Annotated in this window: 1 protein-coding gene; it reads left to right on the forward strand. The window is 71.2% G+C overall.

Going from position 1 to position 1,509, the window contains the following annotated elements; translation table 11 throughout:
* Nucleotides 1-1,509 (forward strand): beta-ketoacyl synthase N-terminal-like domain-containing protein (locus AB0I77_RS53500; protein ID WP_363290321.1); only part of this gene is annotated, 1,509 nt, incomplete at both ends.

A 1,509-nucleotide genomic window follows, 5' to 3' on the forward strand; every position in this document is an offset into this window, starting at 1 on the left:
ATCGCGACGGCTATGCGCTGCACAAGCGCGGCGCCGAGATCGAGGCGGTGCTCGCGGCCAAGGTCGCTGGCGCGCTCAACCTGGACGCGGCCCTGGCCGGCGACGCGCTCGACCTGTTCGTGCTGTTCTCGTCGGTGGCCGGCGCGCTCGGCAATCCCGGCCAGTGCGATTACGCCTATGCCAACGCCTTCCTCGACGCCTTTGCCGAAGGCCGCGCCGAGCGCGTGCGCGCCGGCGAACGCAGCGGCCGCAGCCTGTCGCTGGCCTGGCCGTACTGGGCCGAAGGCGGCATGCGCCTGGACGCGGATCAGATCGAACGCGCACGCCGGGCGTCGGGCCTGGAGCCCTTGCCCGACGCGCAAGGACTGGCCTTGGCCGAGGCGTTGTTCGGTGCGGAAGGCGCGGTGTTGCCGCTGTACGGCGCGCCGGGTCGGGTCGCCGCGTTCGTGCGCGCGCAGTTCGGCGCGGCAGGCGAGGGTGCGATGGCACGAGTCGACGACGAAGCCGTCGAGGATGCGCGCGAATCGGGCGACGCGCTCGCCGTCGCTGCGCTGGATTACCTCAAGGCGCTGCTTGGCGAACAGATTCGCTTGCCGCCCGAGCGCATCGACGCGGAAGAGCGTTTCGAAGCCTACGGCGTCGATTCGGTCATGGTCGGCCACCTGAACGCCGCGCTCGAGCGCGACCTCGGCGCGCTGCCGAAGACGCTGTTCTACGAGCATGCCAGCGTAGCCGCGGTGGCCGCGTATCTGCTGCGCGAAGCGGCGCCGGCGTTGCGCCGGCATCTGCGTCCGCAAGCACCGCTTGAGTCGCCCGCACCGCTGCGCCATGTCGCCGCGACGCCGACCGTCGTCGCATCCGCACCCACAGCACCGCTCGCCGCCGACGAACCCATCGCGATCATCGGCCTGCACGGCCGCTTCCCGCAGTCGCCGGACCTCGACGCGTATTGGCGCCATCTCGCCGCCGGCGACGATCTGATCGGCCCGGTGCCGGCGCAGCGCTGGGACATGGCCGCGCTGTACGACGCCGATCCCGAACAGGCCGCGGCCGGCAAGATCTATTGCGACCAGGGCGGTTTCCTCGACGACCACGACAAGTTCGACGCCGCATTCTTCGGCATCCCCGCCGAGGACGCGCGCTTGATCGACCCGCAGGAGCGGCTGTTCCTGCAATCGGCGTGGGCGGCGGTGGAAGACGCCGGCTACACCCGCGAACGGCTCAAGCGCCACCACGGCAAGGCCGGCGGCAGCGATGTCGGCGTGTTCGCCGGGGTCACCACCAATTCCTACCATCTGCTCACGCCGGAGGAGTGGAGCCGCGGCAACATGGTCGCGCCCGGTGCGATGCCGTGGTCGATCGCCAACCGCGTGTCCTACGTGTTCGACTTCGTCGGCCCGAGCCTGCCGGTCGACACCGCCTGCTCCTCGTCGCTGGCGGCGATCCACCTGGCTTGCGAGAGCCTGCGCCGCGGCGAGTGCCAGCTCGCCGTCGCCGGCGGCGTCAACC

This window comes from Streptomyces sp. NPDC050619 (genome assembly GCF_040654815.1).
In the GTDB taxonomy this organism is placed as follows: Bacteria; Actinomycetota; Actinomycetes; order Streptomycetales; family Streptomycetaceae; genus Streptomyces.